Here is an 18,914-nt window from a genome sequence, read left to right on the forward strand (position 1 = left end):
ACAGTGTCTGGTGATATAAGTACCTTTATTGTGCTTAATTATGAAAATGATCTATTAGTTAGCTTGCCGAAGGAGTGGCACTGCCTTTATATTTTTGAAAGAATTGTTTGTAATCATCCAGCGTATAGCCTTGGTCACTGCCATTCTCTTGAAGTCCGCCAACCATACGGTCTTTCTCGACACCAGCCTCATAATAGACGAGTGTAGGCGTGAACTCGATGTTGTAATCGGTCCATCCTGCTTCGAATTCGCGCAGATTGAACTGCGGAAGCTCAATACCTTCACTGTCAACCAGTGGCATCAACTGAGGTGTTGTGGCACGGCAGTGCGAGCAGTCGGAAGCGAAGAAATAAACAAAAAAGCTGTCTTTGTTATCGATTTTGGCTTTGAGATCAGCGGGCACAATAATTTGTTGATAGTTGGGATCACTAAGCAGTTCACGTGTAGCTGGATTAAGCTTGGAAGCAGCGATGCCATAAGCATTTTCCACTGAATCCATCTGTTTTTTGGATTGTTGGTCTACGACAACCAATGCTGCAATCATAATGATTAAAATACCCAGGAATATAAGGATCGCAGCACTTTTCTTTTTCTTCTTGGATTTCATTGGACATCCCCCATCGATCATATCGAAATATAGTTTGGGCAAAAATAAAGGTTGGGATAATATGCATAAACACCCGGATTTTTGCTCAGGAATCAATCTACTTGCCATTATACTACATTACACGCTGTAGTGGAATAGATACGATATGATAGGAAAGCAAAGCTTGGATATGATAAAATAAAACGATATTGCAATCTTACCAAGACAGGATGAGTGGGAATATGGGTGTAAAGTTACCTTTGATATTTGCTGAGCGAATGAAAAGTTTGCTGGGTGATGAGTTTGAACAATTTATGGAATCTTATGAACAGTCTCCCCATGCGGGACTGAGAGTGAATACGCTGAAAATATCGATGGAACAATTCGATGAGATTGCTCCGTTTGATCTAAGACCTATTCCTTGGTGTGAGACAGGATTCTATGTACCTCATGGTGTTAAACCGGGGCTGCACCCTTATTATCATGCAGGCCTGTATTATATACAGGAACCAAGTGCAATGGCTCCAGTTGAATTATTGCAGGTGGAGCCTGGCGATCGTGTGCTTGATCTGTGTGCTGCTCCGGGAGGGAAAACAACACAGATTGCTGCAAAGCTGCAAGGCAAGGGTGTGCTTGTCACGAACGATATCCATGCTGAACGTACAAAAGCGCTGGCCAAGAACGTGGAATTGTACGGGGTGCGGAACGCCGTTGTGTTGAATGAGTCGCCCGAGCGGATCGCGAATGCATTTCCCCATTATTTTGACAAAGTATTAATCGATGCGCCTTGTTCAGGTGAAGGTATGTTCCGCAAGGATGAAGACATGGTGAAATCGTGGGAACATCATTCGGTGGATAAATGTGTACTTATGCAGCGTGATATTCTTGAGACTGCGGCACGATTGCTGGCTCCGGGAGGTACAATTGTATATTCGACATGTACCTTTGCGCCGGAGGAAAATGAAGCAATGATTGCGGAGTTTCTGAATGTGAACCGTGATTTCGTTGTAAAGGACATTCCTGAAGAGACAGGATTCGCTCCAGGACGTCCGGAATGGGTGCGTCAGATGATGCCTGAGAAGGCGGAAGAGACGGAAGCTGTACTGGATCAAACGCGTGGCACCGCAAGATTGTGGCCTCACCTTTTGGAAGGAGAGGGACATTATGTCGCAGTATTACAGCATCGTGCAGGGCAAGGACTTGAAACAGATCAACCAGGAGTAGTTAAAGAAGGAGCAATGGAGTATGGACAGGTCGAGGATGTGTCCAGGATTGAAGTAGAGGGGAACAAGGATCACTCTATTGCTGCTTCTTCAATTGCTATGACCAAGGCTGATCGTAAAAAGGAACGTTTGCTGCGAATCGAATCCAGAGAGTCCCATGACAGACAAGCTGGTGGCAGCAAGAATTCGGGTAGACCGAGCAAAAAAGGTAAAGATTACAGTGGGCGAAAATCGGAACGGGGTCAGGGACGCGGAGCTGATCCGGCAAGTATTGATCCGGTTGCGATATACAGTCAGTTTATGAAAGAACAATTGGAGATTGAGTTAACTGGAGAAACGGTATGTTACGGAGATCGTGTGTATCAATCATCGGTTGGTGCAGCACGGTTGGAGGGACTGAAAGTCATTCGTCCAGGCTGGTTTATGGGCACAATCAAGAATGGGCGATTTGTTCCGTCCCACCCACTTGCGTGTGCTCTGAATGCATCTGAGGCACGGCGAAGCGTGAATCTGTCATCCGCTGATGGGGAAGCTGTGAGGTACCTCAAGGGTGAAACATTAAATATTGAAGAAGAACGAGTGGTGCTCAAGGCGGATACAATTGCCAAAGGGTACGTTCTTGTGTGTGTAGATGGTTATGCTGCTGGCTGGGGAAAATGGCTGGATGGTGTACTGAAGAATGAATATCCGGCAGGCTGGAGGTGGACATCGGTATGAGTGGAAAAGGCAAACAAACGCTGCGTCTGGACAAAATATTAAGTCACATGGGTGTGGGAACACGAAGTGAACTCAAAAAGATGGTGAAGCAAGGCAGAATCCATGTGGACGGCAAGGCAGTCAAAGACAGTGGTGTACAGGTGAATCCCGAAGTTAACGTTATTGAAGCCGATGGAGAGCGGATTGTGTATCGGGAGATGATCTATCTGATGCTGCATAAACCTCCAGGTGTTGTGTCTGCTACGGAGGACAACAGAGATAAGACGGTGTTGGATCTGCTGCGAAAAGAGGAGCGGGTCTTCAACCCGTTTCCTGTGGGACGACTGGATAAGGATACAGAGGGACTGCTCATTCTCACGAATGATGGTCCGCTTGCCCATGATCTGTTATCTCCACGCAAGCATGTGCCTAAAACCTACGAAGCCCGTGTGTTGGGAAACGTGGATGATGCGGATGTGCAACGTTTCAAGGCGGGCATTCAATTGGATGACGGATACGAGACATTGCCTGCTGAGCTGACTATACTTGGCCGCGAAGAGACCGAAGAAGGCACGGTCTCGTCGATCTCGCTTATTATTCACGAAGGGAAATTTCACCAGGTGAAACGTATGTTTCAAGCGGTAGGCAAGCGAGTGATCTATCTGAAACGCGTCGCCATGGGTGAGCTGGAACTAGCTTCCGATCTAGCTATCGGAAGTTATCGTGAACTAACCGCAGAAGAGTTAAACCTTCTGCGGAAGTAAAAGCTCCCGTTCTTCGCGAAGCGGAGCAGGGAGTCGTGGAGGAAAGCGAAGCCCCGATACGAACGCCGAAGGCGAGAAAGCTCCCGTTCTTCGCGAAGCGGAGCAGGGAGTTGTGGAGGGAGGCGAAGCCCCGATACTAACCGCCGAAGGCGAGAAAGCTCCCGTTCTTCACGAAGTGAAGCAGGGAGTTGTGGAGGGAGGCGAGAAGCCCCGATACGAACGCCGCAGGCGGGAAAGCTCCCGACCTTCACGAAGTGAAGCAGGGAGCCGTGGAGGGAAGCGAAGCCCCGGTACGAACGCCGAAGGCGAGAAAGCTCCCGTTCTTCGCGAAGCGGAGCAGGGAGCCGGGCAGAAAGCGAAGCCCTGCCCGAAATGGTCCCGGTTCAGCTTGGGCGGGATCACTGCTGAAAAGCGGTGTTCCCGGCGACAAGCGTTCCTACGCCAACCGTTACATAGCAAGACCCGACCTACCACCGGTGAGCAAGACGGGAGTCCAGAGGGCAGAGCCCTCTGGGGCCCTCCCTCGGAAGGGAGGGTTTGGGTGGGTGCGACTACTAATAGATGAGGAATGAAGCCAGAATGACTTATAAATTAATTGCACTTGATGTAGATGGAACACTGCTGAATGATCATCATGAACTAACCGAATGGACTCAGGAGACCTTGATCCAAGCTTCCCGTCAGGGAGCAGAGATCGTTCTGTGTTCAGGTAGAGGTCCTGCCAACACGATTCCTTTTATGGAGCAGATGGGACTGGATGGATATGTGATTACACATAATGGTGCCGTAACGGCGCAAGTGGATACCCGTGAGGTAGTTCATCACTTTGCATTAGATGGACAAGGACTGGAGCCGATCATATCCTACTGTCGAACCAATGGAGTACATTTTGACATTAATACGGCATTTGGTCTGTATGTGGATCAACCAGAAGGTCTGGGGTTGCAGGTGCGTGAGATGTATTACAACTTTATGGCAGAGCCACTGAAATTACCTAAGTGGGTTGATATGACAGAACCACTGGCCAAATTCACTGCATTTGGACCGATTGAACAGATGGATGCCGTGCTTCAGGAGTGGTCTACCTGGAATCTGCCTTATTATATGACACGGAGTGGTGATTTTTTTATTGACCTGATGCATCCCGAAGCGTCCAAAGGCGCTGCACTTAAAAGACTGGCCGAATCCAAAGGAATCATGCCTTCGGAGATCATGGCAATTGGCAACTACTTCAATGACATTACGATGCTGACCTTTGCTGGAAAAGGTATTGCCATGGATAACTCACCGGACGAGGTGAAAGCTGCTGCGGACGAGGTTACACTGTCGAATAACGACCAAGGTGTTGCACACGCAATCCAAAAATATGTGTTATCCGTCTAACCTTACATCTTATATTTGAAATGCACGTTTCCCTCATAATCTACCGTCCTTAGGGGCATCCTAAGAGAATAACGTTAGGAATGGAGGAGGACACGTGATGAAATATGATGTGGAATTGGTTGCAGACCTGCGGACATCAGGTGGAGAAGTGCAGGATGTGATGGTCAATGGTCAATATGCAGGGTCACTTTTTCTTGTATACAGAGAAGGAGATCGTTTATCAGGTAGTCTTCAGATCGAGCAGGAGTCTCTGCCAGATGGTACAGAGCAGCTTATTGTGGAAAAAGTGCATGCCTATGCCCGATCTCTTGCAGATGCATTGGAAGCTGCATATTATGAAGTGATGGTTAGTTGTGGCTCATTACATTCGGTTCTGCATAAGCCTGAGTCAGAGACAATGTGGACGTCTGAAGATATGAATTATGACGAAGGCAGCCATGACGATATAGACAGCAGTGAAAGTAAGGTAATTCCTGTTTCACAAACCGAATCGTTTACATATGAAGATCGGGATCAGGTTCTGGAGATGGAAATGGTAAGCGCAGGGCGCAGCATATCCACGTATATATTCAATGGTGTCGAAGGACAGGAACTTGCAGAAGCTTCCTTAAAACAATATGGTGCTGATGTACAAGGTGAAATACACTGGTATGACGAGCCGGAAGAGAATCAATTGGAAGCCGCGGCAGAGCTGCTGGTCAGAGAGCTGGATGAGGACATCATCGATACGATTACGATCCGCATGTGGCATCAGGGGAACGAACTTGAGACGCTAGAGTGGATACATCGCGATTTCTCCGAGGAATTTGAGGACACCGATGAATCGGATCTGGATGAGTTGGAAGTAGCTGAAGAAGCATGTTATGTCATGCTGAAGCGCAAGGATCGGGAGTTCCGGGTATATGAGCTGTTTCTTCAAGAACGGGGTGGGTTGCCTGTGGGAACAGCAACAATAGACACCTCTCAATCCGATCTGACGGGATACATTGATTACGAGGTTCCTGGAACCAGCGTGCAGCGAAAGAGCCTGGTCGAAGTGTTGATGCAGGAGTTGGACAAGGAAATGGAGTTTGATACTCTGCACCTTACGATGTTGTATCGAAATCAGATTATTGATGAAGCCAGAATAGATGGGTAAAAGGCAGCTGCCTTTTACCTTTTTTTGTTCTCATTTTGACGAAAAATCCATTTCCCGGTATAGTACCATTAGTTTAATAGAGCTCAGGAAGTGGAGGAGAACAATCATGCACTCATTCAGGATCAGTAGCGAATATATTAACGATGGATTTCAAGCGGTTCAGGCGAAGCCCGAAGATACGGAGGATGTGATGTCGCTGTTGGTGGAGACAGCCGAATGGCTACAGAGCCAAGGTTCTTCTCAATGGAACGCTTTGCTTAAAGGTGAAGATTCACATGATACGGCAGGGGCGATTCGGCGCGGGGATGTGTTTGTATTTAAAAAAGGAGCGGACGTAGCGGGGATGGTGATCCTTATGGTTCAGCCAAGCCCGTGGGATATTCATCTCTGGCGATCAAAAGCTTACGCCGAGGATGGCGCAATCTATCTGCATCGGCTGGCGATCCGAAGAAAATATGCCCAGAGCGGTCTGGGACGAGCAATATTGGAATGGTCCAGCAGCGGCATACACTTTGATGGCAAACATACGGTTCGTTTGGATTGCGGAGCCGACAACGCAACGTTAAACGCCTTTTACGCACGGAACGGGTATACTTTTTTGGGAGAGACAGATGGTTACAGTACATATGAGAAGCCCGTGGAACTCCTGAACTGAGCATGATGACTGTCCTCTGATTTTAATTTTAATTATGATCAATGAATATATTGACAACCACTTCAAGTGGTTGACTGCTGGTTAGGTTTAAAGCTTTTGCTTCTGAGCGGCACGTTTCATGAATATGTTGTATATACGAGTGATGAACAAAAGCTTGGTCAGTTTAGATTTGATTGAGCGGTTTAAATAACCAAAAGTTTGCACTATCTAACGTAATATAGATGTTCCGGCTTCCCTATGTCATAATGGATAGTAGAGCCGTATACAGAGGAATTAAATGATGTGCAAGCAACAGAGGATAGGTAATTGAGAGAGATTCTCATTTTGTATCTTTACTGAACATATGTTCTGATATATCATGAATGAAGATGCACTGAATGAACGTAAGTAGAAAGGGGGAAACTAACAGTGAGATTGCTGCAGGCGCTTTTCTTTCCTCCGGAGCAGCCCGGAGGTGTATCCTCTATGATTCCGTATATGCAAGAGAGATTTACAACCCCGAGGTGGGAAATGGATCTGTTCTCGTTGCCGAAGCGTATTCGCAACAAGGGCAGAGAGGAAGTACATTTCGAAACGTTTGACTGGACTGAATATCAGGATAGTCCTGTTGTCCAAAAATATATTCAAACCTATCGTGATTATCTATGGTGGACCAAACTGCGTATTCAGAAGCCCTATGATCTGATCCATGCTCACCACCCCATTGCTGGACTTGCGATGAAAACGGTCTTCCCGGATACACCCCTTATTCAGACGATTCACTCCAGTTATGAACGGGAATTAATCCTTAATGGACGCATTGAAACGGATGGACCGGAGCATCGCTTCCTGCTTGCGATATATGGTGAGCTGGAACACCAGGCAGAGCGCCTCTTGACGGTGTCGGATTCGTTCCGTCGTTATCTGGCTCCCTATGTGAAGGAACCTGATGTCATCGGTGTGATTCCCAATGGATTTGATGAGAAGCGCTTTAAGCCGATTCCTCATGATAATGCGATACCACAGCTGGTCACGGTATGTCGGCTTGTTCCGGCAAAAGGGCTGGATATTCTTTTCAAAGCCTGCGCGGAGCTGAAGGGCCGAGGTCATGATTATGTGTTACATATTATTGGAGACGGACCGATTCGTCCTGATCTGGAAGAATTGGCGCAGCGATTGGGAATCTATAATGAGACCATTTTCTATGGTTACACACTGCACCCTGAGGAATTCATGCCATTCTTTGATATTTTTGTACTTCCTTCACGGGCAGAGGCATTTGGTTCCGTCTTCGCTGAAGCGGCGTTGAGTTGTCTTGCCCTTGTGGGTACGGATGTAGGTGGTATACCGGAACAGATTGAGAATGGTAGCAATGGGTTGCTTGTACCTGCAGAAGATCCTTCTGCACTGGCTGAAGCGCTTGAAAAGGTGATGCTCGATCCGGCTTATCGTTATGAGCTTGCCCGTTCAGCGTGTGAAAAAGCCAAAACACATTACTCGCTCGGCAGATCGGTCAATGAGCTGAAGAAGATGTATCTACAGTTTCCCAGCAAGGCCTAAACGAGAGAAAAAAAAGTGCGAGCCGCTGTGCTAAACAGCGGCTTTTTTTTCATGCAAAAGGAAGGCGCATGAGTGATGAGTTATGGTTATGAAGCAAACGGATGCTCATATTCAGGAAGTACATCACCGTTTATATATATTTTTGCGTCCACGAAAGGCGCCCCAGCGGTTTAATACCAATTTGGCTGCCCAGAACAGTGCCAAACTTCCGAAGATAGGGTAAAGGATGGATAGTAGAGAACTGAATCCAAACTGACTGAGTGAGTAACACAGCAGCATAATGGTTAATGTAATGAAACGGGGATGAACGTGTATATGTTGTCTGAGTTGCAAGGTCATGCCGTAGATATCGGCAACAAATGTACTGAATATTTCCATAAAAATAAGGGATACATATACAGATTGTACTGCCCATCCAAGTTGAAAGGCAATGCTGCCCATCGGAATTTCGAATTGGATGATACCGGGCATCTGTGCTGACATGGCAAAATGAGCTGCCATCAGCATGAAACCTACGCCAATTCCACCCAATACTCCGCCCCACTTCAGCACATTCCGACTACGAATCTGGTTACCTACAGGCACAAGAACAGCTTGAGCTAACGCCAGATTGAACGAACTATACAACAGTGGAGACAGCCATACTTGAATAGGGTTTGAGTCTGTCGTCAGTGTGATGAATCGGGAAGCTCCAGGATGATGGATGGTACTGGTGATCATGAGCAGAGATAACAGAAGCATCATGGGCACGACGATGCTATTCATTTGAAGGATAGCCTGAATGCCCCGACCGAGAAGCAGATATGTCCCAACAAGTGTGACGATCAGACCGGTCTGATAATGCAAACCCAGATGTTCGACAAAGACGGAACCTGCTCCGGCAAGCATGACGCTGTTCACGCCAATGAGAATGAGAAGGGTCACCCAGGTGATCCATTTGCCCGCCTTGGGCCCGAATAAATGTTTGTTCAGGTCCTCATAAGAGCGGGACCCGGTATCGTGAGCGATCAGCATCATTTTGGTACCTAACCAGACAAAGAGCATGGTGGATAAGCCTATGGTGACGGTGGCCCATTTGCCATACTGGGTAAAAAACTGCAAAATTTCCTGCCCTGTAGCGAAGCCGGCTCCGACAACCGTTCCGATGTATGTAAATGCGATCTGCAGCACCCGAAATGCCTGTTTCATGTGTTTCCCCTCTCAGGCCCCTGTATAGTTTGGACATGCGGGTACCATGGTACAAGGTATGCTTGACCCACGAAAGTCATGACAATCGATAATGAGTTGTGGTTTGAATTGTGTCTCAAGGACAGCGCCCAGGCAATTTCGCTTGAACTTATAGATAGATATATGATACTTTTACCTCATAGGATAGGCTTGGGAGGTCAAATCATGGAATTATTGAAACAACGAATTTTACAAGAGGGTGTTGTTATCTCAGATCAAGTATTGAAACTGGATGGTCTGTTGAACCACCAGATTGATCCTGCATTAACGATGGAGATGGGACGTGAGTTTGCAGCCCGTTTTCGTGAAAGTGGAGTGACTCGGGTAATCACGGTAGAATCCTCAGGGATTCCGGTTGCGTTTGCCGCAGCCTATGAACTTGGGGTGCCACTTGTATTCGCCCGTCGCAAAAAAACACTTCTAGCTGATCCTGATGCCTACTGTGAGCGCGTACCGTCCTTTACCAAAGGAATTGTAACTGACATTATGGTATCTCGCGAGTTCATTCATGAGAATGACCGTATTTTGTTCATTGATGATATTATTGCCAATGGAGATGCCGCTCGTGGCGTCATCAAAATTATCGAGCGTTCCGGTGCGGAACTCGTCGGATTCGGCGTTGTGGTCGAGAAAAGTTTTCAGGCAGGGGCACGCACGATTCGTGAACAGGGTATTCCGGTGGAAGCCTTGGTACGCATTCGTTCGCTGAACGATGGAACGGTACAATTTGACGATAACGAAATGTGACATTTTAAAGGAATAGGGCCTATTTTTTGAACTATGCCTTTGCATGACCGCGAATTTCATTTATAATGGGGTTATGTTAGGGAGAGGAGGCAACACCATGGGGAACCAACCGGCAACAGAACAATTCTTTAATGATAAGCTGGCGGAATCGAAAGTTCATTTTGAACGTGCCCTGGATTGTAAACATACGGAATTCGATGACCTTTATCCCTATATGATTGAACATCCTCAATTTTTCTGGTACAAACGCTATGTTGCCTGGTCAGAATTACTGACGATTGTAGGCTTGTGCGAAGAGTTGTCCTTCTCTTGGAAAGAACAATTTACACCGCATCAAGTGGAGTACCTTGAAGAACGTGTGATGTCCGCCAAAGTGCTTGATTTTTGGTTCGAGAAGAACGACAGCAAAGAGCACGCGCAGCGGTAACTTTCAGTCGGGACATAATTTCGAATGACATGACAGTCCAATACAGTCACGTGAGACCTAAATGACTTTTCATTTAGGTCTCTTTTTGTAAATAAATAAATTTGGAATATAGGAGCCATGAACATGATTAGTGATACAGAATTGGACGCCCTGCGTCTGTCAGGTGAAAAAGTCAGAGTAGTACGGGACGAGCTGGAATCTAACGATGTAACCGGGATTGTAGTTGCCTGGGATGGCGAGCAGGTACTTATCCGTCGTCAGAATCGACGTGTCGTCAAGTTGGATCGCAGTTACCGTTATCAGTTGTTCAGCGAACCGCGGCAAAGTCCACTTGGTGAGTAACAACGATCATTATGTCAGAAGTAGGGGCGTATAAATGTTTGGAATTACCATGATTTCTTGGCATAATTGACTCACTCGGGAGAGAAGATAGGTACAGTGAGGAAATTCTGTAACTATAGCCGAGAGGGTGTGCTACAAGACATGACATTGATGAATGATAAAGTTCATGCCTACAAGGATCAGATTGGAGCATTAAGCGATGTGCTGCCAGGTGTGGTAAAGTCGTATCATGAGTTTACAGGAGAATGTTTCCAACCTGGCGTGATTGATGCCAAGACAAAACAGCTAATTGCGCTCGGCATTGGATTGTTTGCCAACAATGAGGTATGTACCTTCTACCATGTAGAAGAAGCTCGTGCCAAGGGTGCTACAGATCAAGAGATCATGGAGACCGTAGCCGTGGCGGGAGCTGTAGGAGGCGGACACGCCCTGTCTCAGGGCGCGATGCGAGTGCAAAAGGCGCTCCATTAAGTGCAGATGGAGGTAGTCAAAGAACTGTTCTCATAAAGAGGAAGCCAAACAAAAGAGGAGGTTCCGGGTTGATCCGGAGCCTCCTCTTTGATATCATACCTACATTTTACCCAACATTTTATCATACATAAACTGTCCAGTTACCCGACGTGCTGTCACGTAGCGGTCATTGAAGTATGGATTCGATAACTTAGTGATGCTTACACCTTTACTGCTCGAGGCGTGAGCGAATTGTCCGCCGCCAATATACACCCCTGTATGTGAAATGCCTTTGCCTGTTGTATTAAAGAACACCAGATCACCTGTCCGAACATTGCTCTTGGCTACCGGAGTACCTGCTTTGGCTTGCTGTTGCGAAGTACGTGGCAATTCAATGCTGTATTTGTTGAAAATATATCTCATAAACCCGGAACAGTCGAAGCCGGCCAGAGTCGTGCCACCCCACTTGTAAGGTATACCTGTCATGTTGTTCACTACGGAGTTAATACTGCTTGCCTCTGTGCTTGTTGCCCCGGATGTAAATAGTACAGCCGCTCCAAAAATGGAGATAATCAGTTTTTTCAAAATCAATGTTCTCCCTTCGATGCCTACGGAGTTAGCTAAGGGTTCGGTAGAAGGTTCCCTATATTTCCTATGTATAAGAATAATTCACCCAAAATGGTTCCCCCGTTTTCAAATCTGAAACTCGGCAAATGAATAATTAAGTTTTTGTAACTATTTGAAACTATATTGCATAAATGCGTAATTGTCAAACCCTTTTAAACCCCTTCGTAATACCTCAATGTTAGCGGAATTAATGTTTTTCCATGAAAGAAGAGATCAAGTTTGGGTATCATTCATGACAAAAACGTCATTATTGATTCGTTTGAGACGAATTTGGATAAATAAATAGGTTTGTCATGAGTTAAAAGAACTATTCCGTTATGTAGGATTTAAGAGATTATATTCATTAAGTTGCATATATTGACAGTAATCGATTTTTTGCATATTATCTGATTATCCAATCCACATATTGGATGAAAATTGATTTTATTGTGTTATATATTCAAATTAAGGAGGTTGAGGACTGGTCTTATAGGTAAGGTAGAATTGTGGACGTTATTACAATGAACATGGGAGAGTGTTACATTTGAAAGCAAAGAAAATAGTTACTTTTGTCCTGGCATGCGCCATGGTGTTCTCAACAGTTGGAATTGCAGTTCTCCCTGTAGGGACGGTATCTGCTGCTGATGCATCGGGTACTACAGCGAGTATTTCAGATGTTTTGAAGAACCAACTGCCGGATGGAGGTTGGAGAAAAGATTATAAACAAACAAGTGGAGAGTGGGCGAAGTCCACGATTGACAACAAGGCTACATACTCAGAAATTAGAAGATTGGCGAAGGAATTTAAAAAGACGAATGATCCACGCTACTCCACAGCTGCAATCAAAGGAATCAACTTTTTGATCAATATGCAGTATTCAAACGGCGGATGGCCACAAGTCTACCAAAGCTCCGGATATCACAAGCATATTACTTACAATGACGATGCCATGATTAATGTAATGATTATGCTCGATGAAGTAGCAGCACGCAAAGGTGATTTCTCGTTTATCGACAATACACTTGCTAATCGCAGTAAAAATTCAGTTGCCAAAGGTGTAGAGGCGATTCTGAATACACAAGTCGTTTCGGGCGGCAAGCTGACAGCATGGGGACAACAACATGATTCTGGTTCTCTTAAACCAGCGAGCGCAAGAATCTACGAGGTACCATCGCTGACGGCTGGAGAGAGTGTAACGATTGTTAAATTCCTGAAAACGAGACCTGCCAACGCTAAAATTACCGCCTCCATCAAAGGAGCGGAGGAGTGGTTTAACAAGGTGAAAATTACGGGTTACAAGTATGAAAGAGCAAATGGAGATAGCAAAATCATCGCTGACTCCAAAGCGGCACCGATTTGGGCACGCTTCTATGAGATCGGAACGGATAAACCCATCTTTATTGGTCGTGACGGGGTAGTTAAATACAAATTAAGTGATATTGATAAAGAAAGAAGAGGCGGCTACGCATGGTATGGCAACTGGCCTTCCAAGCTGTAGTTTGAGTATACCTTCGTTTTAATGAACCAAACGATGAGTAGTTAAAGGTAAAGCCCGAATCGACATGGATGTCTGGTTCGGGCTTTAATGTTATTATTTTCAGTGTTGACATGATAGGTGCCGCATGATATATTATTTCTTGTCGCCGAGATTAATCACGGAGATACAATATGCGGTCGTGGCGGAATTGGCAGACGCGCACGGTTCAGGTCCGTGTGGGCTAACCCCCCGTGGAGGTTCGAGTCCTCTCGACCGCATCTAATCAAAAGACTCCTTAAGCTAATGCTTAAGGAGTCTTTTTTGTTTGCATTTTTTGATTGAAATACTAACGTTAGAACTTGAGAGTCCAAGAGGTTAGGGCTTGGGTGCATGAACAACAAATGGTCTTCCATCAGCCAAACGGATCGTTTATTGCGCTGCGGTAATATTAATACTGTCAATATTGGGTCCTTCCGTTCCGGTGGTCACAACTTTTAATGTATTGGTCCCCGTGTTCATGGGGACCTGTATTGTTTTTTCAACCCAAGTGGACCAGCTTCCCGTTGCCGGAAAAGGCTCATTGCTGATGACTTTGGTTCCGTTAACAAAAATGTCGAGGTTACGGGTTCCGCTTTCCAGCGCATAACGAAACTTTACATTTTTGGTGCCTGTAATCGTGTTGTTAATAGCGTTCCATTGAATGGCTGAACCAGTCATTGCGTTGAAGTTGACATACCCGGAGCCAGTGTAACCAGGATAGATCGTTTCAATGGCAGCTTCCGTAAGTGTCGTTCCGGTCTCTGCTTCATAAGTAGTACCGCTGCCTGTATTCCCGCCGTTATTCCCGCCAGTAATGTTGGCAACAAACGTTGTTACGCTCTGAGCCGGGAGCTGTGCCGTGAAGGCTCCATTGGATACGGTAAGCGAAGCCCCGCTTGCCAGGTTGCGACTGCTGTCCGTAACCCATGAGGACACAGTGGAGGCATTACCATTCTGCAGAACGAATTTTTGGCTTGTGGCCGAAGTTCCACGGTTAATTGCCACGACAACAACCTTGTTATCACCTTTGTATGCAGAGACGAATGTATTCGTATCCGGGTTCTTGGTTGCATCCACTCTGAGATAGCCAGGACGTACAAATTTGGAGAAATGGGCCATATTATATCCGCGTTTGCTTATGGTACCATCTTCTTTCATCGGACCATACTGTCTGCGGATGTACCACCACACATAGGCCTGGAAATCACCTTCTACCATGGCATTGTGCATGTGATAGGAAACCTCCAGTGCTTCAGGCCAGCGGTCTGCTGAGTTGTTGTCACTGTTCGGAACATACACCTCAGTCATCCACAGTTCTTTACCGGCTCCTTTTTGCTTAAAGAGAGGGTAGGCAAAGTTCGAAATTTGGGTACCGTACGTATGCGCTCCCAGAATGTCCATGTTGGCAAGTGCCTGCGGATCATTCAGGATTGGGTCGGATATGTTCTTTAAGTACTGGAACGATTCAGGCGCCATGACTTTGGTGCCTTGAATGGACCCGGCATTTTCTTTCATGAAACGAAGGATTTCTTGTGGAGTCCACCAGGTCCAGTCATGAGCGTAATCCGGTTCATTTTGCACAGAAATGGCATACAGATCTACGCCGTTATTTTTCATATAGGTTACAAAGTCATTCAGATGCTGCGCATACGCGGCATATTTGTCGTATTTCAGACGTTTGGCATTCGTGTCCCCATTGCGGTTGAATGTTTCAACCATGCTGCTCGGAGGATTCCATGGGGATGCAAATACGATAGCTCCCTTTTCAATAGCCCGTTTGGCTGTGGCAACTTCACGATACCAGTTATTAGAATCTGGATCGACGTAGATTCTGAGAATTGAAAAGCCTAACTGATTCTGGTCATTACCGAAAGCCGTTTCACGTTGAGCGGGAGTCAGATCACCAATCCAGGCAGGAAGGTTAATGCCCCCAAAGCCCTTGATCAGTTGTTTTTCTGAGGACAAATTAATGTTGGCATCACTTGCCGCCGAAACTTGTGTAGGACTTAACATGAGGGGTAGAGCTGTTAAGCAGGCCAATAGAACATTGATCGTTTTTTTGAATTTGAATTTCACTACTTTCATCCTCCTCGATAATGGTAAATGGTTACATAGAGAAACCGCGACCAGGGATAACAAATAAGAAGAATTGATAGTCTGAATTTATTTTATGTAAACCCTTTCAAAACCCCCTTCCACAAATCATAGGAAAGAAATGAAACAAACTAACTTCTTTCATTTGTTGATTCTACTAAATAATTCCTATACTGAAAACCTGACAAATTACAGTATTTTTTCTAATTAATCTCTTTTTTCTACGGTTCAATGACAATTCTTGTCTGAATACAAAGGTGAAGAGTGGGAAGCTGTAGATGCTCGGCTAAGATCGAGGTCTCCATTGTTGGGATGTTGTTTTAAGGAAGGCTTTGGCTTACATATTACTCCCTTCATTATCAAACAATGAGATCACAGAAACATACGGGGAGGGAATCATGATGAAGGAAAAGAGAAAGCATTATCGGTTCATTGCAGGTTGCATGGCATTGTTGATTGTGATTTGCGCAGGCATATCGGCAGGAGGGCCTACAGCGGCAGCTTCAGAGTCCCCATCGAATCATAAACGGTTAGCAATTATCATCGATGACGTTGGAAATGACATGAAGGGAACGGCAGAGATTCTGGCGATGCCCGTTAAACTAACGGTAGCGGTTATGCCTTTTTTGCCAACAACAAAGAAAGATGCGATAGCTGCACATGAAAAGGGGATGGATGTGATTGTGCACATGCCCATGGAACCCAAGAAAGGAAGACCTGAATGGCTGGGCCCGGGTGCAATCACATCCAATCTAACAGATGAAGAAGTCCGCTCACGCGTGGAGAAAGCGATTGATGATGTGCCCCACGCGATTGGCATGAACAATCATATGGGTTCAAAAATTACTTCGGACAAACGCATCATGTCCATTGTGCTCGATGTATGCAAGGAGCGGGGTCTTTTCTTTGTAGACAGCCGTACGAACTTTCGCTCCGTAGTGGGGGAACTGGCCATATCCAAGAATATGCCACCTGTAGGTAATGACATTTTCCTGGATGATCAAAACTCCAAGCAACACATTCGCAAGCAAATGGATCTGGCAGCTCAGCGTGCAATCGACAAGGATATCTGTGTTGTCATTGGTCATGTCGGACATTCAGGGATGAACACATCTGCTGTAGTTCGTGAATCCGTTTCCCGTCTGCAGGGTCAGGTTGAGTTTGTAGGTATTGGCGATCTTGTGCGCGAAGTGTGGAACTGGAATGCTGCTCCTACACTACCGACAGATAATAAATAATGCCGCTCGCAATAGATTGGGCGATTCGTTTTTGCTCAGCAGGATCACTCATTCTGGCCCGGTCTTCGGCATTGCTCAAAAATCCGGTTTCGACGATGACGGCAGGCTGCTTCACGTAATTCAATAAATAAAAGGGCTTGCCCCACACGACCCCGTGCTCCGTTTTGAACAATTGGTTCATGGCGTCCTGAATGGATTGGGCCAGCAGATAGCTCCTGCCTTCCTTCTGGTGCAGTACCACCGGGCCGTGAGCAGCCGATCGGGGACTCCAGTTCGCATGGATGCTGACCACGATATCTGTACTTACTTCTTCGCTAAGGCTCTTACGCTGGGCAAGATCCCTGGTATGACGGGAGCGGCTGTTCAGCCAGCGGTTGTCATCACTAAGTGCATAATCACCAAGTCGATTGATGATAACGGCATAACCTTTGCTGCGAAGCAGAAGATAGACCTTTTGGCTAATGGCGAGGTTGATATCTTTTTCCAGCACACCTTGGGCTGACGTACCACCGTCAATACCGCCATGGCCTACATCGAGCAGGATAACCGGTGCTGCAAAGGCATGATGACTTGAACGATAAGCATCCCCATCGGTCACCGGCAGCATGGATGGACTGTTCTGTGAAGGGATGGAATGATCTGAACTTTGGGATACGGCAAAATCAAGATAGGCTGCTTTTCCATAAGCGACATGGGGCAGCATGGGAAGGCAATGGAAGCTGATTAGCAAGGCTACCGAAGCGGTCAGCAGCTTATACATGGGATACACACTCCTTCATGAAATAGGTATCGGATGCAGATTAATGACTGTTTGGATACCTTTGGCATTAGACTGTGCATTTTGAGGTTTTTCATACCCTTTTCAATAAAAAATGTTTAACCATTACGCATCTTGCACACAATAGAACTATCGTAAGCTCCGCGAATGAGCAGGAGCGAAGGAGGCAGATGTTATGGCCAAAAGTGATGAGTTGGTAAAATACATTACGCAGCGGGTTGTTCATTATATCGATACACCGAAGGATGAGCGGAAAGGTCGCGCCAAAAGGAAAGAGCCGTGGACAATGAAGTGGTTCGGTATGATTCCGTTCGCTGTGTCCCTGTGGGTGGGAAAAAAGGAAAAAGATTTGGATACACCTTCTCATAAACGAAGTTCTTCAGGCAAAGGATGACTAACGCTTACCTGTTTCACTAATGTAAATTCAAAAGACGCCATCCCTTTAACATGGGACGGCGTCTTATTTGTTATGAATGTTTAAGGTATTATAACTTGATCTGAATGGACTTTTATTTTTTAGTACGAGCTACTTAGCGGGCCTAAGAATCAAGGCTTCAAGAAGTAAAACTGACCGTTTTGTTGTAATGTGCTCAAAGGCACAAAGCGTTGAATGGATGTTTTTCCACCTAGCGCTACATATAGAATGGACTCTGCTTCCTGATCTGTATGCCATACCTGATAACCGCTAACGGGTAGAGGACCGCCGTAAACGACGTTATGATCATCTGCTGAGAAAATAATCTCTTGATTCTCCTCGTGTTGTATCACATCTTGTACCCGATTGGCAGCAATAGGCTTGGATGTCATCCACAACAGATTGTCAGTCGGATTGAAGACGGGTCGCAGATGAAGTGGACCGACTGAACCAGAAGGAGCAGTGGATAAATTAGTTATGCTCGAAGAGCCCTGTCTGGAATCAGCCTCCAAAAGCTTCAGTAACTCGGTGGGTAGTACATCACCGTTCGTAGCATCAATATAAAGTGCAGGCTGGTTGGGTTGTTCCACTTTCCAATAAGCCAGCAGGGGAAGAGCGTAACCAAGATGAAGCTCTCCTTCAGCAGCAAGTAACGCTTCAAGGTTCACATGTTGTCGATCCAAGGCTTGTCCTAGAAGTTCATTGTTGTATGGTGACTGCTCTCCTTGACCATATTCACTAAGCATCAAATGTCCCTGTTCTGTGGCGGTAATAATCATATATCCAATTGGTTTCCCATCCAATGCAGCTTGCACCAGCCAGCTATGTGTACCGGGCCCCAGAGGGTAGAAGTCCAGGACGGCATTCTTCCAATTTGCTTCGGCGTTAGCCGTACCAAGTGTAACCGCTTGTTGCTCTGCAAATCGTTGTACGGCAGCGGGAGCTAGCTTGTCATTCTGGAATGCATGATGTTCGGGACTATATTCTGTGGATGATGCGAGAGATCGTGAAGACGTTTTTTGTTCTTCAGCATTGGCTATCGACCAAAACGAGAATAGGGCAAGACAACTGAGCAAACCCAAGGTCATAC

Annotated in this window: 19 protein-coding genes, 1 tRNA gene and 1 riboswitch; of the genes, 14 read left to right on the top strand and 6 right to left on the bottom strand. The window is 46.0% G+C overall.

The annotated features are described in order from the left end of the window. Positions 1 to 58: 58 nt before the first annotated feature. Positions 59 to 607, bottom strand: a complete 549-nt coding sequence (locus NKT06_RS10280; protein ID WP_253433370.1) for a thioredoxin family protein — start codon at positions 605 to 607, stop codon at positions 59 to 61. Between the two features lie 221 nt (positions 608 to 828). On the opposite strand from NKT06_RS10280, the gene NKT06_RS10285 reads away from it, so the two are divergent. From NKT06_RS10285 to NKT06_RS10310, 6 genes are all read left to right on the top strand, one after another. Then, entirely contained in the window at positions 829 to 2,526 is a 1,698-nt protein-coding gene (locus NKT06_RS10285; RefSeq protein WP_253433373.1) for an RsmB/NOP family class I SAM-dependent RNA methyltransferase, read from the top strand. Then, positions 2,523 to 3,269, top strand: a complete 747-nt coding sequence (locus NKT06_RS10290) for a pseudouridine synthase (protein ID WP_253433375.1) — start codon at positions 2,523 to 2,525, stop codon at positions 3,267 to 3,269. The genes NKT06_RS10285 and NKT06_RS10290 overlap by 4 nt, the downstream gene beginning before the upstream one ends. A 579-nt stretch (positions 3,270 to 3,848) precedes the next feature. After that, a complete protein-coding gene (locus NKT06_RS10295; RefSeq protein ID WP_253433378.1) occupies positions 3,849 to 4,652 on the top strand; it encodes a Cof-type HAD-IIB family hydrolase in 804 nt (267 codons plus the stop codon). A 97-nt stretch (positions 4,653 to 4,749) separates the two neighbouring features. Then, complete coding sequence (locus NKT06_RS10300) at positions 4,750 to 5,790, top strand: hypothetical protein (protein ID WP_253433381.1); 1,041 nt, start codon at positions 4,750 to 4,752, stop codon at positions 5,788 to 5,790. 106 nt (positions 5,791 to 5,896) lie between these two features. Next, a complete protein-coding gene (locus NKT06_RS10305) occupies positions 5,897 to 6,445 on the top strand; it encodes a GNAT family N-acetyltransferase (protein WP_253433384.1) in 549 nt (182 codons plus the stop codon). Positions 6,446 to 6,853: 408 nt separating this feature from the next. Then, positions 6,854 to 7,984, top strand: a complete 1,131-nt coding sequence (locus tag NKT06_RS10310; RefSeq protein WP_253433387.1) for a glycosyltransferase family 4 protein — start codon at positions 6,854 to 6,856, stop codon at positions 7,982 to 7,984. A 123-nt stretch (positions 7,985 to 8,107) separates the two neighbouring features. Here NKT06_RS10310 and NKT06_RS10315 read toward each other — a convergent pair whose 3' ends face one another. Then, positions 8,108 to 9,172 carry a YkvI family membrane protein gene (locus NKT06_RS10315; RefSeq protein WP_253433390.1) on the bottom strand — a complete coding sequence of 355 codons (1,065 nt, stop codon included), beginning with the start codon at positions 9,170 to 9,172 and terminating at the stop codon, positions 8,108 to 8,110. A 204-nt stretch (positions 9,173 to 9,376) separates the two neighbouring features. On the opposite strand from NKT06_RS10315, the gene NKT06_RS10320 reads away from it, so the two are divergent. From NKT06_RS10320 to NKT06_RS10335, 4 genes are all read left to right on the top strand, one after another. Continuing rightward, positions 9,377 to 9,958: a xanthine phosphoribosyltransferase gene (locus NKT06_RS10320; RefSeq protein WP_036609617.1), complete on the top strand. Its 582-nt coding sequence runs from the start codon at positions 9,377 to 9,379 to the stop codon at positions 9,956 to 9,958. A gap of 97 nt (positions 9,959 to 10,055) precedes the next feature. After that, positions 10,056 to 10,385 carry a hypothetical protein gene (locus tag NKT06_RS10325; RefSeq protein ID WP_036609615.1) on the top strand — a complete coding sequence of 110 codons (330 nt, stop codon included), beginning with the start codon at positions 10,056 to 10,058 and terminating at the stop codon, positions 10,383 to 10,385. Between the two features lie 123 nt (positions 10,386 to 10,508). After that, positions 10,509 to 10,727, top strand: coding sequence for a hypothetical protein (locus NKT06_RS10330; RefSeq protein ID WP_062833668.1), 219 nt, complete (start codon positions 10,509 to 10,511; stop codon positions 10,725 to 10,727). Between the two features lie 141 nt (positions 10,728 to 10,868). Beyond that, entirely contained in the window at positions 10,869 to 11,198 is a 330-nt protein-coding gene (locus tag NKT06_RS10335) for a carboxymuconolactone decarboxylase family protein (RefSeq protein ID WP_017689352.1), read from the top strand. A gap of 99 nt (positions 11,199 to 11,297) precedes the next feature. On the opposite strand, the gene NKT06_RS10340 is transcribed toward NKT06_RS10335, so the two are convergent. Further along, positions 11,298 to 11,762, bottom strand: coding sequence for a C40 family peptidase (locus NKT06_RS10340; RefSeq protein ID WP_253433393.1), 465 nt, complete (start codon positions 11,760 to 11,762; stop codon positions 11,298 to 11,300). A gap of 5 nt (positions 11,763 to 11,767) precedes the next feature. Beyond that, positions 11,768 to 11,899: riboswitch (cyclic di-AMP (ydaO/yuaA leader) on the bottom strand. A 419-nt stretch (positions 11,900 to 12,318) separates the two neighbouring features. Here NKT06_RS10340 and pelA point away from each other — a divergent pair. Then, positions 12,319 to 13,281: a pectate lyase gene (gene pelA / locus NKT06_RS10345; protein WP_253433398.1), complete on the top strand. Its 963-nt coding sequence runs from the start codon at positions 12,319 to 12,321 to the stop codon at positions 13,279 to 13,281. Positions 13,282 to 13,453: 172 nt separating this feature from the next. Next, positions 13,454 to 13,538: transfer RNA gene (locus tag NKT06_RS10350), tRNA-Leu, on the top strand. Between the two features lie 151 nt (positions 13,539 to 13,689). Here the strand turns inward: NKT06_RS10350 and xynC are convergent. Continuing rightward, positions 13,690 to 15,384 (bottom strand): glucuronoarabinoxylan endo-1,4-beta-xylanase XynC, encoded by a 1,695-nt coding sequence (gene xynC, locus NKT06_RS10360; RefSeq protein WP_301289885.1) that lies wholly within the window; start codon positions 15,382 to 15,384, stop codon positions 13,690 to 13,692. Positions 15,385 to 15,794: 410 nt separating this feature from the next. Here xynC and NKT06_RS10365 point away from each other — a divergent pair, with 410 nt between their 5' ends. After that, positions 15,795 to 16,631: a divergent polysaccharide deacetylase family protein gene (locus tag NKT06_RS10365; protein ID WP_483311617.1), complete on the top strand. Its 837-nt coding sequence runs from the start codon at positions 15,795 to 15,797 to the stop codon at positions 16,629 to 16,631. Here NKT06_RS10365 and NKT06_RS10370 read toward each other — a convergent pair. Beyond that, on the bottom strand, positions 16,606 to 17,391 hold the full coding sequence (locus NKT06_RS10370; RefSeq protein ID WP_253433405.1) for an N-acetylmuramoyl-L-alanine amidase family protein: 786 nt from the start codon (positions 17,389 to 17,391) through the stop codon (positions 16,606 to 16,608). The two genes, NKT06_RS10365 and NKT06_RS10370, sit on opposite strands and share 26 nt — an antisense overlap. A gap of 193 nt (positions 17,392 to 17,584) precedes the next feature. Here NKT06_RS10370 and NKT06_RS10375 point away from each other — a divergent pair, with 193 nt between their 5' ends. Next, the gene (locus NKT06_RS10375; RefSeq protein WP_253433408.1) at positions 17,585 to 17,803 is read left to right on the top strand and encodes a YqzE family protein; all 219 of its coding nucleotides are present in this window, start codon (positions 17,585 to 17,587) and stop codon (positions 17,801 to 17,803) included. Positions 17,804 to 17,955: 152 nt separating this feature from the next. On the opposite strand, the gene NKT06_RS10380 is transcribed toward NKT06_RS10375, so the two are convergent. Further along, positions 17,956 to 18,912 carry a hypothetical protein gene (locus NKT06_RS10380; protein ID WP_253433411.1) on the bottom strand — a complete coding sequence of 319 codons (957 nt, stop codon included), beginning with the start codon at positions 18,910 to 18,912 and terminating at the stop codon, positions 17,956 to 17,958. Positions 18,913 to 18,914 lie beyond the last annotated feature (2 nt).

Source organism: Paenibacillus sp. 1781tsa1, assembly GCF_024159265.1.
In the GTDB taxonomy this organism is placed as follows: domain Bacteria; phylum Bacillota; class Bacilli; order Paenibacillales; family Paenibacillaceae; genus Paenibacillus.